We start from the raw sequence: 2789 nt of genomic DNA, 5'->3' as shown, positions 1-2789 counted from the left end.
TCGGCGGCGGCGATGCTCTGGCAAAAGCCGGGGAAGAGCTGGCTGATGAAGTTGCAGACCTGAGGCCCACAGCGTTTGCGCCCACATATCTGCAAGACTTGATAACCTGGCACTGGCCCTTTGTGTTTCAGCAGCCACTCAGTGAATTGGCGCTGCAGCGGGTTTGGGGTGACCGCCAGCCTTGTTTGGCTGCCTTCCGCTGCCTCTGTCGCTGTCCCTGATGGCGCAAGGGTGTCCATGTCGGCAGGCTCGGCCAGGTCCTCCTCAGATGCCACCTGTGGCTGCTGTGAGCCGGCCTGCTCATCCCTTCCGCTTCTCGACTCAGTGCTGATCCATGGCTGCCGGGTCCATGTGGGCCACTGGACGCGCTGCTCGATGCTCTGGTTGGGATCCCCCAGGAAAACTGCAGTCTTGACATCCCCGGTGCTAAGAGCAGCGGCGACCGTGTCCAGCTCGTACGCCTGCGCCTCGTCAAAAAAAGGCAACCTCAACCTTCTTCTCCTTCAAGATGGCTGACGCCGGTCCGCTGCTGCACTTGGCCACGAACTTGGTGAAGGCGTCAGCTGTGGCAAGGACCACCCTCGCTCGCCGCGCAATTGACTTGAGCGCAGCGTCACGCTCGCCGAGGATGCTGGTCACCTCAAGCAAAATGTGCTGCCGGAGGACCTGCTTTGTCAGGAACAAGTCCTCAAGGTACCTGTCCAAGCCCCAGTGTGGGCTGCGGAGGTCCACTTCCACTTGGCAGAGGAGGGCGCCGTAGCTCCAAGCCTGGTCGTTCTTGTCGCGGCCCTCGGCTTGTGAGGTGCGCCGGGCGCTGCCCTCTGGCTCTGGCCCGCGGTGGCTGTTGAGCTGGCTCAGCACAGACACCAAGTCCTCCTTGAGCTGGTGCAGCTTTCTCCATGCTTTAATTTGGATCTCTTTCAGCCTGTCCTGCAGCAGCTCATCCCACATTCCGAGGGCACTGTCCGTTGGGGGGCGGCCCAGCCAGAGAATCTCCTGCTGCAAGAAAACATCGTTGCCAATGATGTCGCGCGCCAAGTCCTCGCGAAGCTCCCGGGAGGGAAGGAGGACCAGCAACACCTTGTCGTCGTCTTCAGGACTGTTTGCCTGGTAGCTCAAAGTGGCGGCGTGCAACATGGCGCTCAGCAGCGCCGTTTTGCCGACCCCGGCCAGGGCATTGATGAAGAAAAGGGGCACGTCCGCCTGGTTGAGTGCCAAGCACACATTCTTCTGCTCAGCGTCCAGGCTGAAGCCCCTTCGGCGACTGAGATCGTCAAAGTCAATGTCCAACATCCGGCCCTGGAGCGCGTTGACCCCCGGCAGCCGTCGCTGGCGCACGAGGATAGGCAGGAGAGGCGCCAAAGGCTGCGGCTCGCCCACACTGCTGCTGCTCGCGACAACGGATGCCAAGGCCCTGCGCAGACACTCGTGATAGAAAACCTTGTTCCCAATCCAGTCCAACACGAAGCAAGTGACGTCCCGCCTGGCAAAGTCAGGAGGCACGTCTGGGGCAAACTTCACCTTGAACCGGGCGAGCTCGTTCCGGGGGGCCGACACAGCGAGGACCAGCACGCCAGCTTGCCAGATACGCTCCACGACCTCAGGGTTGAGCGCAGGCTTGCCCTTCTGCTCCGCCGCGAATGTGGGCGCTGGCATATGTGGCTGCTGTAGGGTGCGCCGGGCGCTGCCCCATGGCTCAGACTCAGGACTGCCTTTTCCTTTGCCCTGGCCCTTGATGTCCTTGGCGCCCTTGGCGCCCTTGGCGCCCTTCCCCTTGAGCAACTTGCCCTTGCCCTTTGGAGGCTTGATTCCAGCTGTCTCCCACAAGACGCTTGTAGGCACAATCCACAGCACCTTGTGCTTGTCGGTGTCGTAGCTGCTTGAGGCGGCTGCAAGACTTGGAGCTTGTCCTGGCACTGGCAGTCCCGCTCGCAGGGCAGCGTCCATGGTGCTGGCTTGCCGGAGTGTCCCCAAGTCGTCGGCGTCAATGATGCCCCGGAAGATGCTGCTCATTTCGACAGGCTGCGTCCTGCACATGCTCAGAATCTGGAACTTCATGGCATGGAGCAAGCCGGGCACAATGTTGTCGAGCTCGAAGCGTGTGACTGGGCTGACGATCGTAAGCCCAATGCCGCAGTCCTGTGACAACCATTTTGGGAACTTGAGGCCCTGAGCGCAAGGGCAGCCACTTGCTGCAACCTCATGCGGGCCATTCACCCGAGAATGCTCACTTGGCTGCCATTTCGTGGAGCGGTCCTTGACCACTGCTGCCCCTGCTGCTGCTGCTGCCACTGGCAGCTGCCCACCAGCTGCAGCCGCAACCGCAGCGCCAGCCATGCCTTCAACTTCAAGTTGGCCATGGAACGCGACGCCAGCAAACTCCCGCAAAATGGCCTCGATCTGCGTGCGCCTGATGTACAGCTTGTCCCGGGCGCGCTTGTCAATGGTGTTGATCTGGCGTCCTCTCAGCTTTCCCGCCACTTCTTGATGCTCAGGTTGAAGCGCTGTGATCAGAGCACCCCTAACCGTCGCAAAGTCCAAGCTGTGCTCGAACAAGCTCTTCATGCTGGCTGGCGTGCTGCGCCTGATGTCATCCCGGCTTACTGGCTTGGTGCGCATCCCAGCGGCCAGGGGGATGACACCATACCAGCGGCATCGGTCAGGGTCTGCCGCACAGAGCTTGCCGTCTGGGTTCCTGCACCTGACTGGCCGCAACACTACCTTAACTGGGTTGCCAACCTTGGGATTGGCATTCCAGTGGGCCAGTGCGTCTGGGCTGCGTGATCTGT

2 protein-coding genes are annotated in these 2789 nt (G+C 61.3%); both read right to left on the bottom strand.

The annotated features are described in order from the left end of the window. The coding region (locus tag ABWQ00_RS15790) for a hypothetical protein (RefSeq protein ID WP_353239611.1) at window positions 1–485 on the bottom strand (485 nt) is incomplete at its 3' end. After that, the gene (locus tag ABWQ00_RS15785; protein ID WP_353239610.1) at window positions 472–2619 is read right to left on the bottom strand and encodes a hypothetical protein; all 2148 of its coding nucleotides are present in this window, start codon (window positions 2617–2619) and stop codon (window positions 472–474) included. The genes ABWQ00_RS15790 and ABWQ00_RS15785, both read right to left, overlap by 14 nt. Between the last annotated feature and the right edge of the window lie 170 nt (window positions 2620–2789).

The organism is Limnohabitans sp., from assembly GCF_040400975.1.
Lineage (GTDB): Bacteria > Pseudomonadota > Gammaproteobacteria > Burkholderiales > Burkholderiaceae_C > Limnohabitans_A.
Note: the sequence above shows the minus strand (reverse complement) of the source record. Positions and strands in the feature narration are given on the sequence as shown.

Excerpts from the sequence above, each read along its gene's own strand:
- ABWQ00_RS15785 (WP_353239610.1), bottom strand. The coding sequence starts at position 2,619 with ATGCGCACCAAGCCAGTAAGCCGGGATGACATCAGGCGCAGCACGCCA.